This is a genomic window from Comamonas odontotermitis, assembly GCF_040396735.1.
GTDB lineage: Bacteria > Pseudomonadota > Gammaproteobacteria > Burkholderiales > Burkholderiaceae_C > Comamonas > Comamonas odontotermitis_C.
Map to the genome: position 1 here is coordinate 94,172 of NZ_JBEBNZ010000009.1, position 24,813 is coordinate 118,984.

Genomic DNA, 24,813 nt, shown 5'->3' on the forward strand with positions numbered 1-24,813 from the left:
ACAGACACACCATGGAACAGACCATGCCAGTCCCCTTTGACGTCAGGCTCATGAACATGCTGGCAACGGCATTGTTCGTGGGTTGCGGCGCCATGGTGCTGGCAGCCGGTGCGCGCTGGGCCATCCACCACCCTGCGCTCAGCATTGCCCGCATCGTGGTGCAAGGCGAGATGGAGCACAACAGTGCCGTTTCGTTGCAGGCCAATGTGATGCCAGCGCTCAAGGGCAACTTCTTCACCATGGATCTGGACGAGACGCGCAAGATTTTCGAGCAGGCGCCGTGGGTGCGCCAGGCCCAGGTGCGGCGCGAGTTTCCGCACACCCTGTCGGTCACGATCACCGAACAGGATGCGGCGGCCGTCTGGGGAGCAGAGGGCGAATCGCGCCTGCTCAACAGCGATGGCCAGATGTTTGAAGGAGATTCCACAGACCCGGATCTGCACAATCTGCCCCATCTGTCTGGCCGGGCCGGCCGGTCGATGGAGGTGCTGGGCATGTTCCGGGCGCTCGCACCCATCTACGCCAAGCTCGACAACCCCCTGATCGGGCTGGACGAGAGCAGCAGCGGCAGCTGGAAGGCCACCTTGCAATCGGGTGCGGTGATAGAGATGGGCCAAGGCACAGAAACAGAAGTGCGCCAGCGCGTGAGCAAGTTTGCCGAGTCCCTGCCGGAAGTGACCGGCATGTACAAGCGAAGCGTTGCCTCGCTGACCTCTGCCGACCTGCGCCATGCTGGCGGCTATGCCGTTCGCATGCAGGGCGTGAGCACGGGCTCCACCTCGGCGGCCAGACCTGCACCCAAGAAGTAGAACATTCAGAGATGCAACACATGAACCATACCAATCACTCAATCATCGAGGGCAACTGACCATGGCACGAGACAGCAAAGATGTAGTGGTAGGCCTTGATATCGGCACGGCCAAAGTCATGGTGGTCGTGGCTGAAGTGCTGGGCAATGGTGAGCTGAAGCTGGCCGGACTGGGCGTGGCGCCCAGCAACGGTTTGAAGCGCGGTGTGGTGGTGAATATCGACGCCACGGTGCAGAGCATTCAGCAGGCTTTGAAGGAGGCCGAGTTGATGGCCGACCTGAACATCCAGCGCGTCTACACCGGTATCACGGGCAGCCACATCCGCGGCATCAATTCCAGCGGCATGGTGGCAGTCAAGGACAAGGAAGTGTCGGCTGCAGATGTAGCGCGCGTGCTCGATACGGCCAAGGCCATCAATATTCCGTCTGACCAGCGCCTGCTGCTGGTGGAACCGCAGGAGTTTGCAATCGACGGCCAGGATGTGCGCGAACCCATCGGCATGAGCGGCCTGCGCCTGGAGTCGAAGATCCACATCGTGACCGGCGCGCAAAGTGCGGCCGAGAACATCATCAAGTGCGTGCGCCGCTGTGGCCTGGAAGTGGAGCAGCTGCTGCTGAACCCCCTGGCGTCGAGTCAGGCCGTACTGACCGATGACGAGCGTGAACTGGGCGTTGCCGTGGTCGACATCGGCGCTGGCACCACCGATGTGTCGATCTTCACAGGTGGTGCCATTCGCCACACGGCGGTGATCCCCATTGCCGGTGATCTGATCACCAGCGATATCGCCATGGCGTTGCGCACCCCCACCAAGGATGCAGAAGACATCAAGGTCGAGAGCGGTTGCGCCAAGCAGCTGTTGGCCGATCCGGACACGCAGGTCGATGTGCCGGGCCTGGGCGATCGCGGCCCGCGCCTGTTGTCCAAGCAGGCGCTGGCCGGCGTGATCGAGCCGCGTGTGGAAGAGATTTTCTCGCTGGTGCAGCAAGTCATCCGCGAGTCAGGCTATGAGGAGGTACTGTCGTCGGGCATTGTGCTGACGGGCGGCAGCGCCGTGATGCCGGGCATGGTCGAGCTGGGGGAGGACATCTTCCTCAAGCCCGTGCGCCGTGGCATTCCCAAGTATTCCGGCACCCTGGCCGAGATGGTGGCCCAGCCCCGCGCTGCCACCGTCATGGGCCTGCTGGAAGAAGCCCGCATGGCACGCATGCGTGGCTACAAGGTGGCCCAGAAAACCGGTTCGGTGAAATCGGCTTTTGGGCGTTTGAAGGACTTTATTGTGGGGAACTTTTAACCATGCATGACAGCACTTGTTGGCTGGCGCAAAGCAGCCCTTCAGTGCCCAAGGTTCACGACCCTTGGCGACCGATAGGGCCACCAGCAACCATTTGTTCATTAAAGAGTGAATTATCCGTAACCCAATTTTTTCATGTTGACGCGCGAGCGAGAGGAGCAGGCAATGACCATCGAAATGTATGAAGGCAACACATTCAACCAGGGCACCCAGATCAAGGTGATCGGCGTGGGCGGCGGCGGCGGCAACGCTGTCGAGCACATGATCGCCAACAGTGTTCAGGGTGTCGAGTTCATTTCGGCCAACACCGATGCGCAGGCATTGGAGCGCTGCCATGCCCATCGCGTGATCCAGCTGGGTGAAACCGGCCTGGGCGCTGGCAGCAAGCCTGAAAACGGCCGTGAGGCTGCCGAATCCGCCATCGAAGATATCCGCTCCGCTATCGCTGGCTCGCACATGCTCTTCATCACCGCAGGCATGGGTGGTGGCACGGGCACGGGCGCTGCACCAGTGATCGCACGCGTTGCCAAGGAGATGGGCATCCTCACCGTGGGCGTGGTGACCAAGCCGTTCGAGTGGGAAGGCAAGCGCCGCATGTCCAACGCCGATGGCGGCCTCACCGAGCTGGAGGCCAACGTGGATTCGCTGATCGTGGTGCTCAACGAGAAGCTGCTGGACGTGCTGGGTGACGACATCACCCAGGACCAGGCGTTTGCGCACGCCAACGACGTGCTGAAGAACGCGGTTGGCGGCATCTCCGAAATCATCAACGACCACGGCTACATCAACGTCGACTTTGCCGACGTGAAGACCGTGATGAGCGAGCCAGGCAAGGCCATGATGGGTACGGCCACTGCCAGCGGCCCAGACCGTGCACGCATTGCTGCAGAGCAAGCGGTGGCATGCCCGCTGCTGGAAGGTATCGACCTGTCGGGTGCCAAGGGCATCCTGGTGCTGGTGACGGCGACCAAGGGCAGCCTGAAGCTGGCCGAATCGCGCCAGGCCATGAGCACGATCAATGCCTACGCATCGCCTGAATCGCACGTGATCTTCGGCGCAGCCTACGACGAAACCCTGGGTGACGAGATTCGTGTGACTGTGCTGGCCACCGGCCTGTCGCGTCCTGTGGCCAAGCGCCAGCCCATCTCGGTGATTCAAGGCAGCGTGGGCCTGCGCACGGGTACGGACGACATTGCCTACACGCCACAATCGGTGAACGCTCCTGTGGCCGGCTTGGCTGCGCAAAATGCCATGCCCATGGGCACCGGCTTTGCCAACGACTTTGCCGACAAGAAGACCCCATCGGTCTGGCGCACCGGACGCAACGCGGCTTCGGCGCGTGTTGATGCCATGTCGTCGAGCGGCATGGAAGACCTGGAAATCCCTGCCTTCCTGCGCAAGCAGGCAGACTGAGTGATGTGAAGGCACCATCCATTGCCCGGGGCACATGGATGAATCAAACTGCAACGCGCTGCAACCTTTGGGGTTGTCAGCGCGTTGTTATTAGAACGTGTTGACGATCTCCTCGCGCTGGCCCTTCGAACTCATCCCGATGGCACTCCAACGCGGCTGCGTAGAGATCGTCAACGCATTCTCAGAGACGTGCCTGGCACGTGTCTGCGATCTCTCCGCATCTGCTTTGCGCACAGATCGGCAAAATCTGCAAGCAATCGGGCAACAGGCCTTCGCTATCCGGGCGATTGGTATTTTGTGCAGTCTCACAGGCTGGCACGGCGTAAAATCAACAGGTTATGCTTCAGCAACGTACCATCAAATCCCTGACCCGCGCCGTAGGCGTGGGCTTGCACAGCGGCCAGCGTGTCGAGTTGATCCTGCGCCCTGCGCAGGCCAATACCGGCATCGTGTTTCGCCGTGTCGATCTGCCCGAGCCGGTGGATATTCCGGTGAATGCGGAAGCGGTGGTGGACACCCGCATGGCATCGACCCTGGGCAAGGGCGACGTGCGCATCCACACGGTGGAGCATGTGATGTCGGCCTGCGCCGGTCTGGGCATCGACAATCTGTATATCGATGTGACGGCTGAAGAAATCCCGATCCTCGATGGCTCGTCCGCCTCGTTCGTTTTTCTGCTGCAAAGCGCTGGCATCGAGCTGCAGAACGCGCCCAAGCGCTTTCTGCGCCTGCTCAAGCCGGTGGAGATCCGGCAGGGAGAGGGCAACAATCTCAAGTGGGCGCGGCTGGATCCCTACCATGGCTACAAGCTGCGCTTTGAGATCGATTTTGCGCATCCGGCCGTGGATTCGACTGGCCAGATGTTCGAGTTTGACCTGGGTGCCGGCAACTACACACGCGATATCGCCCGTGCGCGTACTTTCGGCTTCACCAAAGATGTGGAAATGCTGCGCTCCAATGGCCTGGCACTGGGCGGTGGCCTGGACAACGCCATCGTGATGGACGATTACAAAGTCCTCAACAGCGATGGGCTGCGCTATGACGATGAGTTCGTCAAGCACAAGATTCTGGATGCCATGGGTGACCTGTACATCGTGGGTTACCCATTGCTGGCGGCCTACAGCGCCTTCCGCTCCGGGCACGGGCTCAACAACCTGCTGCTGCGCGAGTTGATGCAGCAGCGCGATGCCTGGGATATCGTCACCTTCGAGCATGTGCGTGAAGCGCCTCAGGGCTTTGCGCAGGCAGCACTCGCCTGGTAGGCCCGCTGCATGCTGATGTTCCGCTGGATCTTCATGCTGCTGGTGCTGATGTCGGCCATCAGCTTCTGTGTCTATTTAGGCACGGGCCAGCGCCGCTATCGCCAGTGGTCCGTGCTGCTGATCAAGTGGACCGTGATTGCGGCGCTGGCGTTCTTTGCGGTATTGTTCGTGGGCCGCATGGTCTGAAGGTAAAAATTCCGTAAACAGCCCCATGCTCTCGACGCTTGCTGGCACACAGAAATGGCATGTACAGGGCTTTTGCGGCAGATTCGAGGCTCCATGTGGCGCTTTACACAAGGCATACAGAGGGTAAACCTGAGCCTGAGGGGTAAACCGCTGGTCTCGGCCTCACGTTAAACAGTCATGCACAGCGGTAATGGGTGAGCCCGGCGCCGCCGCGTTTTTCGAAAGGAAACAGGTCATGATAAAACTGAGCAGCACGATCTCCACCATCGCAGGCAGCCTGGGCCTCGCCCTGGCTTGCGCGATGGCCGTGAGTACGCCCGCACAAGCCCAGCCGGATGGCCGCCACATGCAGCAGCGCGATGGCCGTGGCCCGGATGGTTACGGCCCTCCCGGCCAGCGTCGCCATTGGGACCGTGATCGTGACCATGACCGTCGCTATGATGACCGCCGCCGTGATTACCGGCATGACCACCGTCCTCCCCCTCGTGTCGTCGTGGTACCCGACCGGGGGCGTGGCGTGGGGCCGCGCAATGACTGGTACCGCGGGGGCTACGTACCCGCCCCTTATCGTGGATACAGCTATGTGGTGGGTGACTGGCGAATGCACCGTCTGACGCCACCGCCAAGAGGCTACCAGTGGATCCAATACGGAGGTGACTATCTGCTCATCGCCGTCGGTACCGGACTAATTGCCAATATTGTCTTCAATGCCTATTGATATCGTCTGTATGCGGCCATAATTCTGGGTTTGTCCGCGCTCTGGGTTGAACCTTTGGGCACGGAACCCGTCCAAAGCTTACTTTGGTGGCTGCACCTGATGCCGAACACTGCTTCACGGAGTGTCCGGATCCACGCATGAGGAATCCTGCAGCCGGCCAAACCTGTGCGCCTACGAAGTGCACAGGTTTTTTTTTGCCCAGCCTATCCTCACATTCTGTTGTACTGCCTGTTGGCAGGGCGGGCGGGGGAATGAATGAAGCGCAGGCAGCCGGATGAAGGCGCGGGCGCCCTGAAAGCCTGCCTTGGTGTGGGCTCAGTAGCTGCGGCCTGCCTTGTACATGGCGTGCTGTCTGCGTTGCAGAGGGCTTGCTTCGGACATGCGGGCCATGGCCAGGCCTGCGTGTGCATGGGTGATCGCCATGCCCAACGCATCGGCGGCATCGGTGCCGGGCAGGCCCGGCAACTGCAGCAGGCGGCGGACCATTTCCTGGATCTGGTTCTTGGCGGCGCGGCCATGGCCCACCACGGCCTTTTTCATCTGCAGCGCGGTGTACTCGGCCACCGGCAGGTTTTGCGACACCAGCGCCGTCAGCGCGCATCCACGCGCCTGGCCCAACAGCAAGGTCGATTGCGGGTTGACGTTGACAAAGACGATTTCAACCGAGGCCATATCGGGCTCGTAGCGCTGGCAGATTTCGGAGATGCCATCAAAGATCATTTTCAGCCGGCCGGGCAGGTCGCCGAGGTCCAGTGTGGTGGTGCGGATGGTGCCGCTGGCCACATAGGACAGGCGCTGGCCGTCGACGTCGATCACGCCAAAGCCGGTGGTCTGCAGGCCGGGGTCAATGCCAATAATTCTCATGCAATGGAAACGATAGCTGTATGCGCAGGCCAATTCTGCACTGGAGGCCTTTTTCCTCTCGAAAAGAGAGCAGGCCCTCATGGCAACTCAGCATAGCGCATGCGTGCGGTGATCGTGGAAGTACGGCGGTTCAGGTAAGCGGTTTGCGGATTTTTCTCTGCCCCTTTGGGGTTGGGCAGCATGATGGCCAGGCGCGCTGCCTCGTGTGGCGCCAGCTGCGCTGCCGATTTGCCAAAGTAGTGCTGCGCGGCAGCCTCGGCGCCAAAGATGCCATTGCCCCATTCAGCGTGGTTCAGATACAGCTCCAGAATACGCTGCTTGGAAAGCAAATACTCCAGCATGTAGGTGAGGGCCAGTTCCTGCCCTTTGCGCAGCAGGCTGCGCTCGGAGGAGAGCAGCAGGTTCTTGGCCAGCTGTTGGGTGATGGTGGAGCCGCCCATCAGCTTGACGGGCCGCGTGGGCACTGTACTCGGGTCAAAGGCTTCGCCGCGTTTTTTGGCCTGGGCCTCCGCGCGGGCAAGGGCCTGCTCTTGCTGCTGCTCTGCGCGTTCCACGGCCCGGGCGTTGCGTGCGCGGGCTTTTTCAATCGCATCCCACTGCACGCCGTCGTGGTTCGCAAAATCATCGTCTTCAGCGGCAATCACGGCGCGCTTCAAATGGTCGGAGATACGGCTGTAGGGCATCCACTGCTGGCTCCACCGCAGATGGCCCTCGTGGCGCACCTGGCGCCAGGCCTCGCTGCGCTCGAACGCGGTGGAGGCCGGGTCGATGGATGCCATCAGCGCTATGCGACCGACGAAGAACAGCTGCAGGCCCAGTGCCAGCAGCAGTGCCCAACCTAACCAGCGTGCGATGCTTTTCATGACATTGCCTGGCCGCTACGCCTCAATGCGCTGCCAACTCGGCTCGCAGTTGCGCCAGCACGGGCTGCGATGGCGGGCGCACGCCCCGCCACAGCCAGAAAGCTTCTGCGGCCTGTTCCACCAGCATGCCCAGGCCGTCGCGCCCGGATGCACCGTGCTGTGCCGCCCATTGCAGGAATGGCTCGGCAGCAGGGCCGTACATCATGTCGTACACCAGCGTGCCGGCGCGCAGCACATGGGGGGGCACCGGGATGGCCGCGCCCTGCATGCTGCTGGCAGTGGCGTTGATGATGACATCGAAAACACCTGTCAGTGCGCTGCTGTCAAGTGCCAATAGCTCTGTTTTGTATAGCGAGGCAATTTCGGCGTGTTGGACAGCCAGATCCTGCGCCTTGCTGTGCGTGCGGTTGCACACCACCAGTTGGGTCGGGGCTTGTTCCATCAGCGGCGCCAGTGCGCCGGCCGCAGCGCCGCCCGCGCCCAGCAGCAGCACGCGCTGGCCGCCCAGGGCCACACCGGCGTTGCGGGTGATGTCGGCGACAAGGCCCAGGCCATCCGTATTGTCGGCGTGGATGCGGCCATCTGTGCCCACCACCAGGGTGTTGGCAGCGCCACAGAGCGCCACGCGGTCGCTGCGCGTATCGGCCAGGCGTGCGGCATCGAGCTTGAAGGGCACGGTGACGTTCATGCCCTTCGTGCCGCTATTCACAAGGCGGTGCAGGTGTGCTTCAAATGCATCCAGCGGCACCAGCTCGCGCTCGTACACCAGGGATTGGCCTGTCAGTTCGGCAAACAGGCTGTGAATGCGGGGTGAGCGGCTGTGGGCAATGGGGTTGCCCATGACGCAGTAGCGGTCGGCGGTAGACATGGTGGTGCGCGTGGAAAAACGGGCACCAAGGTGCCCGCTGCATCAAAATCTGCTCCACTTTACTGCAAATTGGCGGTTTCCAGCGTCTGCTCGCGGGTGAAGCGGAATTTGGAGACCACGGCAATCTGGTCCGCCTTGGCGCGCAGCGCCGGGCCGAAGTGGCCAAATGGCCCACTGCTGACCGCAATGGCTTCGGCACGGCGATCCAGCTGCTGGTTGCCCGAGCTTTTGTACACCTCGGTGCCCAGCACGCGGCCGTCGTGGTTCACCGTCATGATCATGATCAATTCGCCATACAGCTTCTTGCCGCCGGCTTCAGGGAAGTTGGCCGTGCCCCGGTCTTCCACTTTGCGGCGTAACTCATCGTAGTACAGCGCAAACACTTCTTCGCGGGTGGCGGGACTGATGTAGCGTTTTTTGGGGCGGGCGTTTTCCTCGTGGATGCGCTTTTCAATCTCGGCCAGCATCTTCAGGAGCTGCTTGTGCTTTTCTTCCTGCTCCATGTCGGACTGCGATGCACTGGCCTTGCGCGTATCGGGCGGGCGGTACTGCGCCAGCTGGTTGCGCAGGTCGGCGAGCAATTGCATCTGCTGCGTCTGCATGGCGTCGATCTGGCGCTGGCGCTCCTCGAAATCATCGCCCATGTTGGTGATGGCCGAGTAGGGCATGGGGCTGGTGGCGCGCTCTGCAGTGTTGGCAGACTCGCCGCCGCCTGCCAGATTGGCCTGGGCCACGGCCTGGGCCTTGTCGGGCTTGGCATCGTCCGATTTGGCATTGACCAGGATTACCTCCAGCGGCGTGTCCTCGAACACGCGGTCGAAGGCTTCAGGGTCGACAAAGCGGATGCTGAGCACCACGGCGTGCACCAGAACCGAGATCAGCAGCGCCAGCTGCAGTGTGGAAAGCGAACGAAGAAATTGCAGAAACTTCACGGTTCCGGTTAATCGGTTTTTGTTGTCGCCGCGTCCTCGCCGTCGCTCATGTCCACCGCAATCGCGATGGGCCCGGCCACGGCCTCCTCCTCATCTTCTGGCGAGTCCTCGCTGGCCTGTTCGGCCCCGGTATCGTCCAGTCTCTCCAGCACGGTTCCAGTCACATCGAGCGTGATCTCGTCGATCTCCCCCAGTTTGACCCGGACCTGGGCACCACGCGGCAAATTCTGCGCGCCCAGTACCGGAAACACCAATGGTAGTGCATCTGCGCGCACCATCATGCTGCCGGCGGCGCCTTCCTTCATGACTGTTGCAGTTAGCTCACTGATCTGGTGCTGTTCCAGGTATTTCAGGGTCCAGAAGCGCTCCATGCCTGCCTGGTAGCCGTTGTAGGCGCTGTAGGCGGCGTCAAACCCGCTGATGATGGAGAACATCTCTGCATCCTTGGGCTTGAACGGGGCCACCAGCGCTGCCGTTGCGCCGTTGCGCGCACAGGCAATGATCTGCCACTGGTTGACCAGGTCGGTATAGCGGCGCAGCGGTGAGGTGGCCCAGACATAGCTTTTGACCCCGATGCCTGCATGCGGCAGTGCCTTGGTGGACATGCGCACCTTGATGCCGGGCGCCAGGCTTGCCTGGCTGCGGTAGATGCCGGGCACGCCATAGTCGGCCAGCAACTGGCCCCAGCTGCTGTTGGCCACGATGGCAGCCTCGGCCACGATCAGGTCGAGTGGCGCGCCACGCTTGCGCACGCTGATCTCCACCGTTTCGGAGCCGTTGGGCACCGCACCGTCATTGCCGACGAGGCGGAAGTTGTAGTCGGGGCGGTTGAAGTTCTCGGGCTTGCCGCGCACCACTTCCCGTCCCGCCTTCAGATGGCGCGAGAGGCGGTATAAAAATGTGAGCTCTTCGCGCTTTTCCAGCAAGGGTTGGGGCGTATTTTCAACCTGCAGGCTGCTGTCCATCAGCCACTCTTCGGTGGCAATGTGGTCGAGCTTGTCGTAGCGGAAGTTGACCACCACCGGCACACGTTCCAGCCGGGTTTCCTTGGAGATGACTTCCAGCGTCTCTTCGTCGTACGTGACATACAGCGACACGGCCGGATTGGCGCGGCCCTCGTCCAGCGTGTAGATCTGCACCACCTCGTCGGGCAGCATGGTGACCTTGTAGCCGGGCATGTAGACCGTGGAATAGCGGTTGCGGCCCAGATGGTCGAGCGCCGAGCCGGGCTCGATCGCGAGGCCGGGCGCGGCAATGTGCACGCCCACCGTCACCTGGCCACTTCCCAAGCCGCGTACCGACAGTGCATCGTCGATTTCGGTGGTCTGCGAATCGTCGATGGAATAGGCCTGTACGTCAGCCAGCGGCAGATCGGTGGGAGGCTGGGGCGCCGTGACCGCCGGAAAGCCCGTGCCCTTGGGGAAGTTGTCGAACAGAAAGCGCTGCCAGTGGAACTGGTAGGACGAGTTGATGGCGCCAGCCTTTTGCAGCAGGGCCAGCGGGGCCAATTGCGCCTTGCGGCTGGCTTCCACCACGGCCTTGTACTCGGGCGCGTTCTTGTCCGGACGGAACAGAATCTTGTAGAGCTGTTGCTGCACTGGCTCGGGTGTGGTGCCGGCTACCAGCTCCTTCGCCCAGGCGTCGATCTGGGCCTGGATCTGTTTTTTCTTCTCGATGGCGGCCAGCGCCTGCTGCACGATCTCGGCGGGTGCCTTCTTGAAGCGGCCCTTGCCTGCGCGGCGGAAGTAGTGCGGCGCCTCGAACAGCTTGAAGAGCGCGGCCACCTGCTCGATGGTCGATGCGCTCTCGGAAAAATAGTCGCGCGCCAGATCGGCAAAACCGAACTCCTCGTCGGAGGCAAACTCCCAGGCGAGCTGCGGGTCGATGTCCGCCGACAGGGCCTGCGCCTGCGCAATCAACTCGGCGGGCGTGGGTTTGTCGAATTTGAGAAGCACATTCGCGGCTTTGACCTTGACCCGTTTCCCGGAGTCCAATTCAATCTGGGCAGAGCTTTCAGCTTCGGAGAGGATACGGCCGGCCAGAAATTTGCCAGCGTCGTCAAAGAGTGCATACATAGGCAGGCATTTTCCCATGGCATGCGCCCATGGGCCGCCACTGCAGGGTTTTTTGGATTTTTTGTATCAAATTGGCTGTTTGCGCTTGATGGGTAAGCGCAAGCAGCTATGAACTTGGTAGTTTTGACGTGTGAGCTGGTGCCAAACCTTGATTCACAGGTGCGAAAAATGATAAAGCGCTACCACCCCAAAAAGCGGTCAATCTCGGGCAGATAGTCGTCAAAGTTGCTGAGGGCGTGGTCGCCACCTTCCTGCAGCAATACTTCTGCGGCCGGGTAGCGTGCCACCATGTCGCGCCAATCCAGTACCTCGTCTCCCTTGGCGGCAATCAGCAACTGTGGGGCGGCGGGCGGCTGGCCCGTCACATCCAGCGCCTTGAGTTCATTCAGGTATTCGGGGCGAAAGAAGAAGCTTTCCTGCGGGTTGTGCCACGCGGTTTGCTCGCCCAGGTGCTTTTCCAGGGTGACCCAGGGCGTGGTCGACGGGTTGATCATCACGCTCTTGCAACCCAGTTGCTGGGCGATCCAGCTGGCGTAAAAGCCGCCCAGCGACGAGCCGATGACGGCCAGGCTCTGTGCGGGCAGGCCAGCCCAGTTGCGCGTGGCCTGCAGCATGACATCTGCCGCTTCTTTGGGGGAAGGGGGCAGTTGTGGCGATGCCCAGACGATGTGCTGGCGCAGGCCTTCTACATGGCGCTGCATGCGTTGGGATTTTGCCGATTGGGGTGACGAGCGAAAGCCGTGCAGGTAGAGCAAATGGGTGGTCATGCCGAAAATGATAGTGAACTCATCAATGGCCTGCAGCGGCATATGTCAGACAACGCCGATAATGGCGGCCATGTCCGAAGTTCTAGACAAACCGAATGTGGTGCAGCGCCTGCTGCCAATGGTGCGCGGCTACGATTGGCCGCTGATCTTCATCATTGGCGCGCTGGCTGCCATTGGATTGACGGCCATGTATTCCGCAGGGTTCGACCACGGCACGCGCTTTATCGACCACGGCCGCAACATGCTGCTGGCACTGGGGATCTTGCTGGTGGTGTCGCAGATCCCGCCGCACCGGCTGGCCAGCTTTGCGCTGCCCCTGTATGGGCTGGGGGTGGCTCTGCTGGTGGCGGTGGCGCTGTTTGGCATTACCAAAAAAGGGGCTCAGCGCTGGGTCAACATCGGTATCGTCATCCAGCCGAGTGAGCTGCTCAAGATCGCCATGCCGTTGATGCTGGCCTGGTGGTTCCAGCGCCGTGAAGGCGCATTGCGGGCGACCGATTTTCTGATGGCTTTTGCCATCTTGGCCATTCCAGTGGGGCTGATCATGAAGCAGCCCGACCTGGGCACCTCGCTGCTGGTGATGGCCTCAGGCCTGGCTGTGATCTATTTTGCGGGCCTGTCATGGAAGCTCATCCTGCCACCCGTGCTGATTGGGGCCGTAGGTCTTATCTTGATAGCAATATACGGCCACCACCTGTGCGAGGACGGCATGGATCTGGTGGTGCTGCACGAGTACCAGCGCCAGCGCATTTGCACCTTGCTGGACCCGACGCGCGATCCGCTGGGCAAGGGCTTTCACATCATCCAGGGCATGATCGCCATCGGCTCGGGCGGTTTCATGGGCAAGGGGTTCATGGCGGGCACGCAGACCCACCTGGAGTTCATTCCCGAGCGCACTACCGACTTCATCTTCGCCGCCTTCTCCGAGGAGTTTGGCCTTGCGGGCAACCTGCTTCTGATCTTCTTCTTCCTGATGCTGGTGTGGCGCGGACTGGTGATCGCCATGCGTGCGCCCACCTTGTTTGGCCGCCTGATGGCGGGCGCGGTGGCGATGATCTTTTTCACCTACGCCTTTGTCAACATGGGCATGGTCAGCGGCATTCTGCCGGTGGTGGGAGTGCCGCTGCCATTCGTCAGCTATGGCGGAACGGCCATGGTGACGCTGGGGCTGGCGCTGGGCATTCTGATGTCGGTGGCGCGCTCACAACGTCAACTAGTGCAAGATCAACCGCCAAGACTTTGATTCCTGTGCCTTTTCTTGGTACAACGGCACTGTTCCACTTCACAAGGAGTTTGCATGGCCGCCAAGTTTGAACTGAAGAAGTCCAAGAACGGGAAGTTCTTTTTCAACCTGCTCGCCACCAATGGGCAGATCATCCTGACAAGCGAGATGTACGAAGCCAAGGCCAGCGCGGTCAATGGCATCGAGTCGGTGAAAAAGAACGCCGCCGACGATGGCCGCTATGAGCGCCTGGCTGGCAAAGACAACTCACCTTACTTCACGCTCAAGGCAGGCAATGGCCAGGTTATTGGACAAAGCCAGATGTATTCCAGCGAGAAGGCGCGTGATGGGGGCATCGACTCGGTCAAGGCCAACGGGCCGACTGCCACGATTGACGACCAGGCCATCTGAAGACGAAATGGGCTTTGAGTGCGCTTCCTGAATCAATCTGAACTTTGTTTTTGATAGCAATCAGGGCCGACCTCAGGCCGTGGCTGACAAGCTGCACCGCAGTGCTTTGACGAGCACTGCGGTTTTTTATTGCTTGCATCCGGGCGATCTGGCCGCATCTGCATGACACCAGACTGCGGCGGCCATTGCGCTGCCTCTAAAATCAATCCCATGAATGCACCTTTTGATCTTGCCATGGCCAAGCCGCTGACGGCTTCCACCGAACAACGTTTGGACATCGCGCGCAGCCTGCTGCTTGCGCCGTTTGGCCTGGATGACAGCCACCTCGCGCGCGCGCTGGCCGATATCCGCGCCCACAAGGTGGACGATGCGGACCTGTACTTCCAGTACACCCGTGCCGAAGGCTGGAGCCTGGAAGAGGGCATCGTCAAGACCGGATCATTCGCCATCGACCAGGGCGTGGGCGTGCGCGCAGTGGCAGGCGAGAAGACCGCATTTGCCTATTCGGACGACATCTCGCTCGATTCGCTCCTTGATGCAGCCCATACCGTGCGCGCGATCGGCGCACACAGCCAGTCCCGCCAGGTGCGCGTGCCCGCCAGGAAGATCGCGCCCAGCCGTTCGCTCTACCCCGATCTGGACCCGATCGCCACCCTGGACAGCACCGCCAAGGTGAAACTGCTGGAAAAGGTGGAAGCCCTGGCCCGTGCCAAGGACCCGCGCGTCAAACAGGTGATGGCCGGTTTGGCGGCCGAGCACGACGTGGTGCTGATTGCCCGGGCTGACGGCACGCTGGCTGCCGATGTGCGCCCGCTGGTGCGCCTGTCCGTCACGGTGATTGCCGAGAGCAAGAACCGCCGCGAAGTCGGGTCGGCCGGCGGCGGTGGCCGCTTCGGCCTGGCCTATTTTGACGATACGCTGATCCAGCAATATGTGGATGAAGCGGTGAAGGCTGCGCTGGTCAACCTGGATTCGCGCCCTGCGCCTGCTGGCGAAATGACCGTGGTGTTGGGTCCAGGCTGGCCTGGCGTGCTGCTGCACGAGGCTGTAGGTCATGGCTTGGAGGGCGACTTCAACCGCAAGGGCTCCAGTGCCTTCAGTGGCATGATCGGCCAGCGCGTGGCGGCCAAGGGTGTGACGGTGCTGGACGATGGCACCATTGCCGACCGTCGTGGATCGCTGAATGTGGATGACGAGGGCCAGCCCACCCAGCGCAATGTGTTGATCGAGGATGGCATCCTGAAGGGCTACATCCAGGATGCGATGAATGCCCGGCTGATGAAGGTCAAGCCCACAGGCAATGGTCGCCGTGAAAGCTATGCACACATCCCCATGCCGCGCATGACCAACACCTACATGCTGAGCGGCGACAAGGACCCGCAGGAAATCATCGCGTCCATCAAGAAGGGCCTGTACGCCACCAATTTCGGCGGCGGCCAGGTCGACATCACCAGCGGCAAGTTCGTCTTCTCGGCCAGTGAGGCTTACTGGGTGGAAAACGGCAAGATCCAATATCCCGTGAAGGGTGCCACCATTGTGGGCAGTGGGCCGGAATGCCTCAAGCATGTGACCATGATCGGCAACGACATGCGCCTGGACAGTGGCGTAGGCACCTGCGGCAAGGAAGGCCAGAGCGTGCCCGTGGGCGTGGGGCAGCCCACCATGCGGATTGACGGTCTGACCGTTGGAGGCACGGCCTGATCCACACTCAGGGTTTTAAAAAGGCAATTTGGTGCAACGCCCGCATGGCAGAGGTCATGCGGGCGTTTGTTTTTCGCGGCAAAAATGCGGCACCGCAGCATTTGGATCTGATGTTTTAGTGTGTGATTTGATAAATTCAAGAAATAAAAATGCAAATTACTGGTTGTCTGACGTGTTTTCGCAATTTTTGTGCGTTTGCAGCAAATCGCTTGCCCTGAGAGCAAGCGAATGTGGTACATTGAAAAACATGCAAGCACGTAGCGCTTTTTATTTTTACTTTTGGTTCTCGGTCCCAGGCGGACGAGAGGCATAAGCGCGCGAGCACCCAAACCTCCCAGACAACCGCCGAAGCTGCAAAGCCCGGCGGTTTTTTTTTGCATAAACCACCCACACATTCAGGATCCTCAGATGACTCAGCAAGCCCAACCCACAAGCGATGCTTGGTATCGCGGTGTCGAGAAAACCAGCCAAACCGACGACCAACGTATCAAGGACATCACCGTGCTGCCGCCTCCAGAGCATCTGATCCGCTTCTTCCCGATCCACGGAACGCCCGTGGAAGCATTGATCAACAATACCCGTCAGAACATCCACAACATCATGTCCGGCGACGATGACCGTCTGCTGGTCATCATCGGGCCTTGCTCCATCCACGATCCGCAGGCCGCGCTGGAATATGCCCGCCGCCTCAAAGCCGTGCGCAAGGAGTACGAAGACACGCTAGAGATCGTGATGCGCGTCTACTTCGAAAAGCCCCGCACCACGGTAGGCTGGAAGGGCCTGATCAACGACCCCTACCTCGACGAAAGCTACCGCATTGACGAAGGCCTGCGCATCGCACGCCAGTTGCTCATTGAAATCAATCGCCAGGGAGTGCCTGCAGGCAGCGAATTCCTCGACATGATCTCGCCCCAGTACATTGGCGACCTGATCAGCTGGGGTGCCATTGGCGCGCGCACCACCGAGAGCCAGGTGCACCGCGAGCTGGCTTCGGGTATCTCGGCGCCCGTGGGCTTCAAGAACGGCACCGATGGCAATATCCGTATTGCGACCGATGCCATCCAGTCGGCCAGCCGCCCGCACCATTTCCTGTCGGTGCACAAGAACGGCCAGGTAGCCATCGTGCACACCAAGGGCAACGCCAACTGCCACGTGATCCTGCGCGGTGGCAAGACCCCGAACTACGATGCCGCCCACGTTGCCGCTGCGTGCAAGGACCTGGAGGCTGCACACTTGCCCGCCACCTTGATGATTGACTGCAGCCATGCCAACAGCAGCAAGCAGCACGAAAAGCAAAAGGACGTTGCACACGATATTGCCCAGCAGATCGAAAGCGGCTCGCGCAGTGTGTTCGGCGTGATGATCGAGAGCCATCTGCAGGCCGGAGCGCAGAAATTCACCCCGGGCAAGAACGACCCTGCGGCGCTGGAATACGGCAAGAGCATCACCGACGCCTGCCTGGGCTGGGACGATTCGCTGGCCAGCCTGGCGGAGTTGTCCAATGCCGTCAAGGCACGCCGCGTGCGCGCAAACACCGAGGAAGCCAGCGCAGCAACCGTGTAAGCTGGCGGCTTCAGGACGTGTCCGCGATCAGCGCGGCTGCGTAGAGATCGCAAACACGTTCTTAGGGCTGTACTGCCGCAGGCGTGCAGCCTTCTCAAATCACCAAGCAGGGATTTTTCATGCGCAACGAAGTACGGGTGCTGCTGGATGGCGGCGCGGAGTTTTTCCACGATTTTGACAGCTCAGAAGCCATGTCCAATGAGGAGGGGCGCCGCTGGCTGGATCAGGAGTTCATCCGCATGGATTGCGAGCCGCTGCGCGCCAGCGGCAAGGTATTGATTGCGGACAAGATCGTTGTCGTGGCTCAAGCTGCTGGTGCTGCGCTGCTGGGTGATCCAGACTGGCTGGCCCAGTTTGCCAAGGCCAGTGTGGGTGCCGTTGGGAGGCCTACCGTGCTGGTCAATACGAAAGCCATGACCGTGAGCTTCTGACCAGGCAAGCGGCCATGCAAAAAAAGCGAGACCTCGGTCTCGCTTTTTTTCATGAAAACTGCCAATGGCGACCAGCTGGTGAATGCTGGCTGCTATGTTTTTTGTGGTTCAGCGTGGCTGCGCCAAGGCCTTCAGCAGCTTGTCATGGATGCCGCCGAAGCCGCCATTGCTCATGCATACCACCACGTCGCCTGAGCGCGCTGCATGCACCACCTGGGCGACAAGGTCTTCGACATTGCTCGCGGTATGCGCGCGGGCGCCCATGGAGGCCAGTGCCTGGGCGGCGTCCCAATCCAGGCCAGCGGTATGGCAGAACGCCAGATCGGCGGATTCCAGCGACCAGGGGAGCTGCGCCTTCATGGCCCCGAGCTTCATGGTGTTGCTACGCGGTTCGAATACGGCCAGGATGCGTTTGCCAGCACCCACTTGTTTTCGCAGTCCATCCAGCGTAGTGCGGATGGCGGTAGGGTGGTGGGCAAAATCATCGTAGACGGCGATACCCTGCACCGTACCGCGCAGTTCCATGCGGCGCTTGACGTTCTGGAACCGGGACAGCGCCTGCGCAGCCATCTTTGGCACAACCCCCACATGCTGGGCTGCAGCGATGGCGGCCAGCGCGTTCATCTGGTTATGGATGCCTGAGAGTGACCACTCCACGCGGCCCACGCGCTCATCTTTGTAGAGCACATCAAAGGCCGACGAGTCGCCTTCGGCACGGAAGTCATCCACCGCCGCGCCAAAGCGCACCACCTCGCTCCAGCACCCCTGGTGCAAGACGCGCGTCAGGCTCTCTTCCACGCCATTGGCCACGATGCGGCCGGTGGCGGGCACCGTACGCACCAGATGGTGGAACTGGCGCTCGATAGCCGCCAGGTCGTCAAAAATGTCGGCGTGGTCGAACTCCAGATTGTTGAGCACGGCGGTGCGCGGGCGGTAGTGCACAAACTTGCTGCGCTTGTCGAAAAAGGCGGTGTCGTACTCATCGGCCTCAATGACGAACAGCGGGCGCTTATCTCCCGTGCCTGGGCGCTCTGCCGCGCCCAGGCGGGCGGAGACGCCAAAATCCAGTGGCACGCCGCCCACCAGAAACCCGGGCTGGAGGCCGGCTGCTTCCAGAACCCAGGTCAGCATCGAGGTTGTGGTCGTCTTGCCATGCGTGCCCGCCACGGCCAGCACATGGCGGCCTTGCAATACGTTTTCGGCCAGCCACTGCGGGCCACTGATGTAGGGCGCGCCGGCATCCAGAATCGCTTCCATCAGCGGGTACTTGGGAGCGCCGTCGGGCAGGCGCACGCGGCTGACCACATTGCCGATCACATACATGTCGGGCTTCAGCGCCATCTGGTCGGGGCTGTAGCCTTCGATCAGTTCAATGCCCAGGGCACGCAGTTGATCGCTCATGGGCGGATACACGCCCGCATCGCAACCTGTGACTTTGTGGCCTGCTTCGCGCGCTAAAGCTGCCACACCACCCATGAAGGTGCCGCAAATACCCAAGATATGAATGTGCATGGAGACCGATTCTAAGGTTGCGCGGCTGCTGGCAGAGGTAATCCCTGCGCCGCAATTGCAAGCAAAACAAGCAAAATCCGCCCGTTGCGGCAAATCCGTCACAATGGGGCGCTATGAATAGTGAAGTGACCTGGGAAATTGCCAACACTGCCGCGCGCATGGTGGTGGAAGAAGGCCTGGAATGGGGCCCGGCCAAGAAACGGGCAGTCAAGCAACTGGGCTTGCCCGCGCGCACGGCCTTGCCTGACAACGATGTGCTGGAAGCGGCAGTGCGCGAATACCTCACGCTGTTTTGTGCCGATACGCAGCCTGCCGAGCTGCGTGCGCTGCGGGAATGGGCACTGCTATGGATGGAGCGCATGGAGGCGTTTCGCCCGCATCTGACGGGCGCGGTCTGGAACGGCACGGCGACACGGCTGTCCGATATTTATATACAGCTCTTCTGTGATGACTCCAAATCAGCCGAGATTGCGTTGATTGACCGTGATGTACGCTACGACGTCTCGTCGGTGAATGGTTTTCACGGCGAACAGGTGGATGCGCTGTCCATCAGCAGCCTGTGCAAACCCTTGGGCGAGGCGGTGGGTGTGCACTACCTGATTTACGATGCCGACGACCTGCGCGGCGCCCTGAAGCCCGACGCCAGTGGCCGCATACTTCGCGGCTCGGTGGACGCGGTGCGCCGCCTGCTGGCCGAACCTGTGCCAGCAAAAGACTGAAAGAGCGCCATGCGTACAGAGACAGATTCCCCTCCTTCGATTCCGCCATCCCCGACGCGCCGACGCTGGCTGACCGGCGCAGTTGCAACGGGTGCTGTCGCTGCCGGCGCGGGCTGGGCATGGTGGCGCCATAGCGTCGGAGAGATGGCACCTGGGGCGAACGAAGCCATCTGGAGCCAGACCTTTCCAGGCCTTGCGGGGCAGCCTGCCATCGAGATGGCGGCGTTCAAAGGAAAGCCGCTGCTGCTGAATTTCTGGGCAACATGGTGCCCGCCCTGTGTGGAAGAGCTGCCCATGCTGAACCAGTTTTACCAGGCGCAGCGCGCCAAGGGCTGGACAGTGCTGGGTCTGGCGGTGGATAAGGAAGAGGCGGTTGCCCGTTTTCTGCAGCGCCTGCCACTCACTTTCCCCATTGCCATTGCCGGCATGCAGGGTACCGCCCTCAGCCGCGAGCTGGGCAATTCTGCAGGGGGTCTGCCGTTTTCGGTGATATATGACAAGCACGGTCGCGTTCAACATCGTAAAATGGGGCAACTTCTGGCATCTGACTTGCAAAATTGGGCAAGTCTGTAGGTGATGCCTGCCGTGTGCGACAGTGCTGTCGTAGTTCGAAAATCAGAGATTTTGAAATGAATAGGGCGAATTTCGAGTAAATTTGCGCCCTGTTTGAATTTTTAGCCGTTGGAGCTCCCATGGATTTACGCAAACTGAAAACCCTGATCGATCTCGTGTCTGAGTCGAATGTGTCGGAGTTGGAAATCACCGAAGCAGAAGGCAAGGTCCGCATTGTGAAGGGTGGTGGTGCCGTGGTGCAGCAAATCATGGCTGCCCCCATGCTGCCAGCCGCAGCAGCCCCTGCCGCCGCCGTGCCTGCTGCGCCAGTTGCCGAAGCAGCCGCTGCACCGGCCGTCGCTCAGGGCCATACGGTCAAGTCGCCAATGGTTGGCACGTTCTATCGCTCGTCCGCCCCTGGCGCCAAGGCTTTTGTCGAAATCGGCAGCCAGGTCAAGGAAGGCGATACGCTGTGCATCATTGAAGCCATGAAGATTCTCAACGAGATCGAAGCCGACAAGTCCGGTACGGTCACGCAGATCCTGGGTGAAAACGGCCAAGCCGTAGAGTTTGGCCAGCCCCTGTTCATTATTGGATAAGGCCCCGCATGTTTAAAAAGATCCTGGTTGCCAACCGCGGCGAGATCGCGCTGCGTGTGCAGCGTGCATGCCGCGAGCTGGGCATCAAGGCGGTGATGGTCTACTCCGAAGCGGACCGTGATGCCAAATACGTGAAGCTGGCTGACGAAGCGGTCTGCATCGGCCCGGCGCCTTCGCCTCAAAGCTACCTGAACATGCCCGCCATCATCTCGGCGGCAGAAGTGACGGATGCTGAAGCGATTCACCCCGGTTATGGTTTTCTGTCCGAGAACGCCGACTTTGCCGAGCGCGTGGAAAAGAGCGGCTTCCAGTTCATCGGTCCTACGCCCGAGTCGATCCGCATCATGGGCGACAAGGTCTCTGCCAAGCAGGCCATGATCAAGGCCGGTGTGCCCTGCGTGCCGGGATCGGATGGGGAGCTGCCGGATGACCCCGCATTGATTCGCCGTATTGCCAAGGCGATTGGCTATCCGGTCATCATCAAGGCAGCAGGTGGCGGCGGTGGCCGTGGCATGCGTGTGGTTCACACGGAGGCCGCGCTGGTCAATGCCGTGCAGATGACCAAGGCAGAAGCCGGTGCCGCCTTCGGCAACCCTGCCGTGTACATGGAAAAGTACCTGCAGAACCCGCGCCACATCGAAATCCAGATACTGGCCGACAAGTTCAAGAATGCCGTGTATCTGGGCGAGCGCGACTGCTCCATGCAGCGCCGCCACCAGAAGGTGATCGAGGAGGCGCCGGCACCAGGCATTCCTCGCCGCCTGATCGAAAAGATTGGTGAGCGCTGCGTGGCCGCCTGCAAGAAGATCGGCTACCGCGGTGCGGGTACCTTCGAGTTCCTGTACGAGAACGGCGAGTTCTACTTCATCGAGATGAACACCCGCGTGCAGGTGGAGCACCCGGTCACCGAGTGGATCACGGGCGTGGATATCGTCAAGACGCAGATCATGGTGGCGGCCGGCGAGAAACTGCCCTTCACGCAGCGCCAGATCAACGGCCAGATGCGTGGTCACGCGATCGAATGCCGTATCAATGCGGAAGACCCCTACAAGTTCATCCCTTCGCCCGGCCGTGTCACCACCTGGCACATGCCCGGTGGTCCGGGTGTGCGCGTGGATTCGCATGTGTATGCCAACTACTTTGTTCCGCCCAATTACGACTCGATGATCGGCAAGCTGATCGTCTATGGCGATACCCGCGAACAAGCCATTGCCCGCATGCGCACCGCACTGCTGGAGACGGCGGTGGAAGGCATCTCCACCAATATTCCACTGCATTCGGAGCTGATGGTGGACGCCAAGTTCAACGCTGGCGGCACCAATATCCATTACCTGGAAGAGTGGCTTGCGGCGCGCAAGCGCTAAAAATATGGCTGTTGGCGTGCACCCCAGAAGCACTTGCAGTTGAAAACAACCTGAATGCTTGATAAGGTATGCACAGGCAGCTCTGAAATCGATAGTCATGCATGCTGGCATTTCTTAGGGAATGCCAGCTTTTTGCTTTAAGGAATCTTGCCATGTACGAACTGTGCCTGATGTGCCCGGAAGACCGGGTGGAGAGCGTGAGCGATGCGCTGGACGCGCTCGATGCGCTCAGCGTATCGGTGGAAGATGCCGATGCGCAGACCGATGCCGAGCAGGCGCTGTTTGGTGAGCCCGGCATGCCGCCGCCCAAGGAGGGCTGGCAGCGTAGCCGTATTGTGGCGCTGTTCCAGGAACGCGCAGCCGCAGACGAAGCGCAGAAACTGTTGCAGCTGCAGGATTTCTTTGAAGGCTGCGCCGTGCTGGGGGTGCGCGAGGTGGCGCAGCAGGACTGGGTGCGTCTGACGCAGTCGCAGTTTGCGCCGGTCGACATCACCCCCCAGTTCTGGATCGTGCCGACCTGGCATGAGTTGCCCGCGGCAGCCACACGCAGCATCCGCCTCGATCCTGGCCTTGCCTTCGGAACGGGTACCCACCCCACCACCCGCATGTGCCTGCGCTGGATTGCCCGCCATGGAGATGCTGGTCATGATTTCGGCCGAGTGCTGGACTACGGCTGCGGCTCCGGCATCCTCGCCATTGGCGCTGCCAAGTTCGGGGCGACCGATATCGACGCGGTGGACATCGATACCGCTGCCGTGGAATCGACCGAGTACAACGCGCAGGCGAACAATGTCAAGCTGCGTGCAGGCCTGCCCGATGCCGCGCAGGGCGAGTACCGCACGGTGCTCGCCAACATCCTGGCAACGCCCCTCAAGGTGCTGGCTCCACTGTTGTGCGGCCATGTCGCCAAAGGCGGAGACCTGGTGCTGGCAGGCATCCTGGAACGTCAGACGGATGAATTGAAAGAAGCCTACGCACCCTATCTGCAACTGGAGGTGGCCGACACCGAAGACGGATGGGTGCTGATGACCGCGCATCGCCATGGCGAAGGTGCAACACCGCCTGCAAGCGCCTGAGCTTCTGCTTCTACAATCAACAGCGATGAGCCAGATTACGCGTTGCCCCCAATGCCAGACACGATTCAAGGTCGTGGATGACCAATTGCGCATCTCCGATGGCTGGGTGCGCTGCGGCAAATGCAAATCGGTGTTCGATGCACTCACCCATCTGGTGCAGCGGCCAGCGGCACCGGCAGCACCGGCAACTGCAGGCGGGCCCGTCGCATCGTCGGCTGCTGGCTCCTACGCTCGGCCTGGGGCTGCTGCGCCTCCTTCGGATACCTCTGCGCACGCCGCATCGGTCGCGTCGGGAGGGCAGTCCTCCACGGCCCCAGTCAGTCCTGCGGATGCAGTCGCAACCCGGGAGGCGGCCGTACTGGTCACCGGCAACTCGATGGCAGTCGACCCGCATGCCAATGCGCCTGAACTGTCCGTGCTGGTGTTTCCACGCCGGGGTAACTTTGGCGAATCGGGATATGTCGATTCGTCGTGGATGTCCGCGTACGAAGACGATGGCTCGGCAGAGGCCGCAAAAGCCGTTGCTGCGGCGCCTGCGGCTGTAGTCACTGGCAAGGCTGCCGTGGTTGCATCGTCGGTTGTCGAGCTTGCGCCCGCGTTGGAGAGCGAATGGAGCCCTGCCGGTCAGCGCCCCGATGCCGTGCGCCAGGGCCAGGTTGGCTTTTCCGCCCAGGACGATCTGGCGGAGTTGCAAGCGCGTGAAAGCCGATTGATGGAGGCCATTGCAGAGCAGAGGTCGCGTACGGAAACCAAGGTCGTGGCCTTGCAGGACGCTGGCATCGACCCTGGCAGAGCAGTGTCGCAACCTGCGCCTGCCCCTGCCAGAGTGGATGCGCCACCTGCATCGGTAACGCCCCAGGAGGAAGTTGTACCCGATACTGCCGAAGAAGTATGGAGTGCCCCTGAAAGGGACGCGAAAGAACCAGGTCTGTATACCGGTCCTGCGCACGGTGGTGAGGCACCGCTGTCCGCTGTCCCTGAAATGGCGGACCGTCTGGTGACGTCTGCAAAGGTGGAACCCTCTTTGGTGGCTCCGCCCAATTTTGTGGCCGAGATGGACGCGGTGGCAATGCCTGCTGCTGACGCACAGGCGGAGCCGGGCTTTGTCCGTGACGCCAAACGCCGGGCCTTTTGGGGGCAGCCGTGGGTTCTGGCAGTGTCCGGCCTGTGCGCGGTACTGCTCTTGGCGGTGTTGCTGATCCAGGTAGGGATCGCGCAGCGCGACCGTCTGGCCATGTTGTATCCACAATGGCGTCCAGCGTTGGAGAAGATCTGCCAGGCGGCGGGTTGCCAGATTGCGCTGCCGCGCCAGCTGCAAAGCGTCTCCATTGACAGCACCAGCTTCAATCCGATGGGTCCTGGCCAGTTCAGGCTGACCGTGGTGCTGCGCAACGCTGCAGACCATGCTGTGGCCATGCCGGCGCTGGAGCTGAGCCTGAACGATGCCGCAGAAAAGCTGGTGCTGCGCCGCGTGTTGAGCACTGCAGATCTGCAGGCCCCTGCACAGTTGGCCGCCCATGGTGAATGGACGGGGGTGGTGGCCCTTGGGGTGGCGGATCGGGGCCAGGAAGTGGTGGGTTACCGTGTGCAGGCCTTCTATCCCTGAAAACACCAC

Annotated in this window: 25 protein-coding genes; 18 read left to right on the plus strand and 7 right to left on the minus strand. The window is 61.1% G+C overall.

Features of this window, described 5'->3' with window-relative positions; genetic code table 11:
* The first annotated feature begins 11 nt into the window (after positions 1-11).
* From ACH2DG_RS10275 to ACH2DG_RS10300, 6 genes are all read left to right on the plus strand, one after another.
* The gene (locus ACH2DG_RS10275) at positions 12-809 is read left to right on the plus strand and encodes a cell division protein FtsQ/DivIB (RefSeq protein WP_395025918.1); all 798 of its coding nucleotides are present in this window, start codon (positions 12-14) and stop codon (positions 807-809) included.
* A 61-nt stretch (positions 810-870) separates the two neighbouring features.
* Complete coding sequence (gene ftsA / locus ACH2DG_RS10280; protein WP_184706309.1) at positions 871-2,100, plus strand: cell division protein FtsA; 1,230 nt, start codon at positions 871-873, stop codon at positions 2,098-2,100.
* A 165-nt stretch (positions 2,101-2,265) separates the two neighbouring features.
* Positions 2,266-3,513, plus strand: a complete 1,248-nt coding sequence (gene ftsZ, locus ACH2DG_RS10285) for a cell division protein FtsZ (protein ID WP_395025920.1) — start codon at positions 2,266-2,268, stop codon at positions 3,511-3,513.
* Between the two features lie 338 nt (positions 3,514-3,851).
* The gene (gene lpxC, locus ACH2DG_RS10290; RefSeq protein ID WP_395025922.1) at positions 3,852-4,775 is read left to right on the plus strand and encodes a UDP-3-O-acyl-N-acetylglucosamine deacetylase; all 924 of its coding nucleotides are present in this window, start codon (positions 3,852-3,854) and stop codon (positions 4,773-4,775) included.
* A 9-nt stretch (positions 4,776-4,784) separates the two neighbouring features.
* Positions 4,785-4,961 carry a hypothetical protein gene (locus ACH2DG_RS10295; protein WP_395025923.1) on the plus strand — a complete coding sequence of 59 codons (177 nt, stop codon included), beginning with the start codon at positions 4,785-4,787 and terminating at the stop codon, positions 4,959-4,961.
* Between the two features lie 235 nt (positions 4,962-5,196).
* Positions 5,197-5,679: an RcnB family protein gene (locus ACH2DG_RS10300; RefSeq protein WP_395025925.1), complete on the plus strand. Its 483-nt coding sequence runs from the start codon at positions 5,197-5,199 to the stop codon at positions 5,677-5,679.
* Between the two features lie 315 nt (positions 5,680-5,994).
* On the opposite strand, the gene ruvC is transcribed toward ACH2DG_RS10300, so the two are convergent.
* The 6 genes from ruvC to ACH2DG_RS10330 form a co-directional block, all read right to left on the minus strand.
* The gene (gene ruvC / locus ACH2DG_RS10305) at positions 5,995-6,543 is read right to left on the minus strand and encodes a crossover junction endodeoxyribonuclease RuvC (RefSeq protein WP_395025926.1); all 549 of its coding nucleotides are present in this window, start codon (positions 6,541-6,543) and stop codon (positions 5,995-5,997) included.
* Positions 6,544-6,620: 77 nt separating this feature from the next.
* The gene (locus ACH2DG_RS10310; RefSeq protein ID WP_395025927.1) at positions 6,621-7,406 is read right to left on the minus strand and encodes a transglycosylase domain-containing protein; all 786 of its coding nucleotides are present in this window, start codon (positions 7,404-7,406) and stop codon (positions 6,621-6,623) included.
* Between the two features lie 22 nt (positions 7,407-7,428).
* Positions 7,429-8,274 (minus strand): shikimate dehydrogenase, encoded by an 846-nt coding sequence (gene aroE / locus ACH2DG_RS10315; protein ID WP_395025928.1) that lies wholly within the window; start codon positions 8,272-8,274, stop codon positions 7,429-7,431.
* 59 nt (positions 8,275-8,333) lie between these two features.
* Positions 8,334-9,206, minus strand: coding sequence for an energy transducer TonB (locus tag ACH2DG_RS10320; RefSeq protein WP_395025929.1), 873 nt, complete (start codon positions 9,204-9,206; stop codon positions 8,334-8,336).
* Positions 9,207-9,214: 8 nt separating this feature from the next.
* Complete coding sequence (locus ACH2DG_RS10325) at positions 9,215-11,281, minus strand: ribonuclease catalytic domain-containing protein (RefSeq protein ID WP_395025930.1); 2,067 nt, start codon at positions 11,279-11,281, stop codon at positions 9,215-9,217.
* Between the two features lie 179 nt (positions 11,282-11,460).
* Complete coding sequence (locus ACH2DG_RS10330) at positions 11,461-12,048, minus strand: YqiA/YcfP family alpha/beta fold hydrolase (protein WP_395025931.1); 588 nt, start codon at positions 12,046-12,048, stop codon at positions 11,461-11,463.
* A 70-nt stretch (positions 12,049-12,118) separates the two neighbouring features.
* Between ACH2DG_RS10330 and rodA the strand changes: the two genes are divergently transcribed.
* The 5 genes from rodA (at position 12,119) to ACH2DG_RS10355 (ending at position 17,376) form a co-directional block, all read left to right on the plus strand.
* On the plus strand, positions 12,119-13,291 hold the full coding sequence (rodA, locus tag ACH2DG_RS10335) for a rod shape-determining protein RodA (protein WP_395025932.1): 1,173 nt from the start codon (positions 12,119-12,121) through the stop codon (positions 13,289-13,291).
* Between the two features lie 54 nt (positions 13,292-13,345).
* Complete coding sequence (locus ACH2DG_RS10340; RefSeq protein WP_395025933.1) at positions 13,346-13,681, plus strand: YegP family protein; 336 nt, start codon at positions 13,346-13,348, stop codon at positions 13,679-13,681.
* A gap of 234 nt (positions 13,682-13,915) precedes the next feature.
* Positions 13,916-15,382, plus strand: a complete 1,467-nt coding sequence (tldD, locus tag ACH2DG_RS10345) for a metalloprotease TldD (protein ID WP_395025982.1) — start codon at positions 13,916-13,918, stop codon at positions 15,380-15,382.
* A gap of 408 nt (positions 15,383-15,790) precedes the next feature.
* Positions 15,791-16,945, plus strand: a complete 1,155-nt coding sequence (locus tag ACH2DG_RS10350; protein WP_395025934.1) for a 3-deoxy-7-phosphoheptulonate synthase — start codon at positions 15,791-15,793, stop codon at positions 16,943-16,945.
* A 119-nt stretch (positions 16,946-17,064) separates the two neighbouring features.
* Entirely contained in the window at positions 17,065-17,376 is a 312-nt protein-coding gene (locus tag ACH2DG_RS10355; protein WP_395025936.1) for a hypothetical protein, read from the plus strand.
* A 108-nt stretch (positions 17,377-17,484) separates the two neighbouring features.
* On the opposite strand, the gene mpl is transcribed toward ACH2DG_RS10355, so the two are convergent.
* On the minus strand, positions 17,485-18,888 hold the full coding sequence (mpl, locus tag ACH2DG_RS10360; protein WP_395025937.1) for a UDP-N-acetylmuramate:L-alanyl-gamma-D-glutamyl-meso-diaminopimelate ligase: 1,404 nt from the start codon (positions 18,886-18,888) through the stop codon (positions 17,485-17,487).
* Here mpl and ACH2DG_RS10365 point away from each other — a divergent pair.
* The 7 genes from ACH2DG_RS10365 (at position 18,887) to ACH2DG_RS10395 (ending at position 24,804) form a co-directional block, all read left to right on the plus strand.
* Positions 18,887-19,009, plus strand: coding sequence for a hypothetical protein (locus ACH2DG_RS10365; protein WP_395025938.1), 123 nt, complete (start codon positions 18,887-18,889; stop codon positions 19,007-19,009). The genes mpl and ACH2DG_RS10365 overlap by 2 nt on opposite strands.
* Positions 19,002-19,607 (plus strand): hypothetical protein, encoded by a 606-nt coding sequence (locus tag ACH2DG_RS10370; RefSeq protein WP_395025939.1) that lies wholly within the window; start codon positions 19,002-19,004, stop codon positions 19,605-19,607. The genes ACH2DG_RS10365 and ACH2DG_RS10370 overlap by 8 nt, the downstream gene beginning before the upstream one ends.
* A gap of 9 nt (positions 19,608-19,616) precedes the next feature.
* Positions 19,617-20,180 (plus strand): TlpA disulfide reductase family protein, encoded by a 564-nt coding sequence (locus tag ACH2DG_RS10375; RefSeq protein ID WP_395025940.1) that lies wholly within the window; start codon positions 19,617-19,619, stop codon positions 20,178-20,180.
* 119 nt (positions 20,181-20,299) lie between these two features.
* Positions 20,300-20,758, plus strand: a complete 459-nt coding sequence (accB, locus tag ACH2DG_RS10380; RefSeq protein ID WP_395025942.1) for an acetyl-CoA carboxylase biotin carboxyl carrier protein — start codon at positions 20,300-20,302, stop codon at positions 20,756-20,758.
* A gap of 8 nt (positions 20,759-20,766) precedes the next feature.
* Positions 20,767-22,122, plus strand: coding sequence for an acetyl-CoA carboxylase biotin carboxylase subunit (accC, locus tag ACH2DG_RS10385; protein WP_224151294.1), 1,356 nt, complete (start codon positions 20,767-20,769; stop codon positions 22,120-22,122).
* A 152-nt stretch (positions 22,123-22,274) separates the two neighbouring features.
* The gene (gene prmA / locus ACH2DG_RS10390; RefSeq protein WP_395025944.1) at positions 22,275-23,198 is read left to right on the plus strand and encodes a 50S ribosomal protein L11 methyltransferase; all 924 of its coding nucleotides are present in this window, start codon (positions 22,275-22,277) and stop codon (positions 23,196-23,198) included.
* A gap of 25 nt (positions 23,199-23,223) precedes the next feature.
* On the plus strand, positions 23,224-24,804 hold the full coding sequence (locus tag ACH2DG_RS10395; protein ID WP_395025945.1) for a DUF3426 domain-containing protein: 1,581 nt from the start codon (positions 23,224-23,226) through the stop codon (positions 24,802-24,804).
* Positions 24,805-24,813 lie beyond the last annotated feature (9 nt).

What these genes read in the sequence shown, in the direction of transcription:
- ACH2DG_RS10275 (WP_395025918.1), top strand. Translation starts at nt 12, where the DNA reads ATGGAACAGACCATGCCAGTCCCCTTTGACGTCAGGCTCATGAACATG.
- ftsA (WP_184706309.1), top strand. Translation starts at nt 871, where the DNA reads ATGGCACGAGACAGCAAAGATGTAGTGGTAGGCCTTGATATCGGCACG.
- ftsZ (WP_395025920.1), top strand. Translation starts at nt 2,266, where the DNA reads ATGACCATCGAAATGTATGAAGGCAACACATTCAACCAGGGCACCCAG.
- lpxC (WP_395025922.1), top strand. Translation starts at nt 3,852, where the DNA reads ATGCTTCAGCAACGTACCATCAAATCCCTGACCCGCGCCGTAGGCGTG.
- ACH2DG_RS10295 (WP_395025923.1), top strand. Translation starts at nt 4,785, where the DNA reads ATGCTGATGTTCCGCTGGATCTTCATGCTGCTGGTGCTGATGTCGGCC.
- ACH2DG_RS10300 (WP_395025925.1), top strand. Translation starts at nt 5,197, where the DNA reads ATGATAAAACTGAGCAGCACGATCTCCACCATCGCAGGCAGCCTGGGC.
- ruvC (WP_395025926.1), bottom strand. Translation starts at nt 6,543, where the DNA reads ATGAGAATTATTGGCATTGACCCCGGCCTGCAGACCACCGGCTTTGGC.
- ACH2DG_RS10310 (WP_395025927.1), bottom strand. Translation starts at nt 7,406, where the DNA reads ATGAAAAGCATCGCACGCTGGTTAGGTTGGGCACTGCTGCTGGCACTG.
- aroE (WP_395025928.1), bottom strand. Translation starts at nt 8,274, where the DNA reads ATGTCTACCGCCGACCGCTACTGCGTCATGGGCAACCCCATTGCCCAC.
- ACH2DG_RS10325 (WP_395025930.1), bottom strand. Translation starts at nt 11,281, where the DNA reads ATGTATGCACTCTTTGACGACGCTGGCAAATTTCTGGCCGGCCGTATC.
- ACH2DG_RS10330 (WP_395025931.1), bottom strand. Translation starts at nt 12,048, where the DNA reads ATGACCACCCATTTGCTCTACCTGCACGGCTTTCGCTCGTCACCCCAA.
- rodA (WP_395025932.1), top strand. Translation starts at nt 12,119, where the DNA reads ATGTCCGAAGTTCTAGACAAACCGAATGTGGTGCAGCGCCTGCTGCCA.
- ACH2DG_RS10340 (WP_395025933.1), top strand. Translation starts at nt 13,346, where the DNA reads ATGGCCGCCAAGTTTGAACTGAAGAAGTCCAAGAACGGGAAGTTCTTT.
- tldD (WP_395025982.1), top strand. Translation starts at nt 13,916, where the DNA reads ATGGCCAAGCCGCTGACGGCTTCCACCGAACAACGTTTGGACATCGCG.
- ACH2DG_RS10350 (WP_395025934.1), top strand. Translation starts at nt 15,791, where the DNA reads ATGACTCAGCAAGCCCAACCCACAAGCGATGCTTGGTATCGCGGTGTC.
- ACH2DG_RS10355 (WP_395025936.1), top strand. Translation starts at nt 17,065, where the DNA reads ATGCGCAACGAAGTACGGGTGCTGCTGGATGGCGGCGCGGAGTTTTTC.
- ACH2DG_RS10365 (WP_395025938.1), top strand. Translation starts at nt 18,887, where the DNA reads ATGGAGACCGATTCTAAGGTTGCGCGGCTGCTGGCAGAGGTAATCCCT.
- mpl (WP_395025937.1), bottom strand. Translation starts at nt 18,888, where the DNA reads ATGCACATTCATATCTTGGGTATTTGCGGCACCTTCATGGGTGGTGTG.
- ACH2DG_RS10370 (WP_395025939.1), top strand. Translation starts at nt 19,002, where the DNA reads ATGAATAGTGAAGTGACCTGGGAAATTGCCAACACTGCCGCGCGCATG.
- ACH2DG_RS10375 (WP_395025940.1), top strand. Translation starts at nt 19,617, where the DNA reads ATGCGTACAGAGACAGATTCCCCTCCTTCGATTCCGCCATCCCCGACG.
- accB (WP_395025942.1), top strand. Translation starts at nt 20,300, where the DNA reads ATGGATTTACGCAAACTGAAAACCCTGATCGATCTCGTGTCTGAGTCG.
- accC (WP_224151294.1), top strand. Translation starts at nt 20,767, where the DNA reads ATGTTTAAAAAGATCCTGGTTGCCAACCGCGGCGAGATCGCGCTGCGT.
- prmA (WP_395025944.1), top strand. Translation starts at nt 22,275, where the DNA reads ATGTACGAACTGTGCCTGATGTGCCCGGAAGACCGGGTGGAGAGCGTG.
- ACH2DG_RS10395 (WP_395025945.1), top strand. Translation starts at nt 23,224, where the DNA reads ATGAGCCAGATTACGCGTTGCCCCCAATGCCAGACACGATTCAAGGTC.